The organism is Geobacillus sp. ZGt-1, from assembly GCF_001026865.1.
GTDB lineage: Bacteria > Bacillota > Bacilli > Bacillales > Anoxybacillaceae > Geobacillus > Geobacillus thermoleovorans.
This window is the reverse complement of sequence record NZ_LDPD01000007.1, coordinates 3,552-3,788: the sequence shown is the minus strand read 5'-3', so window position 1 is coordinate 3,788 and position 237 is coordinate 3,552.

Genomic DNA, 237 nt, shown 5'->3' with positions numbered 1-237 from the left:
AAGTGGGGGTCTTCTCGGTTTAGGGTGATAAAGAAAAAAACGCAATGCCTCGTTCTTTAACGAAACGAAACACTGCGTTGTCCCCAACAATCATAACGTAATTTTAAAGCTAACGAGAGATATTATAACAGACTTCCACACGCATCGCAAGAAAAAAACGCAAAAATCGACAAAAGAAATTGTACAAAAGGGCACCAGAATCTCTGGTGCCAGCAACCAGTGACCCGTACGGGATTC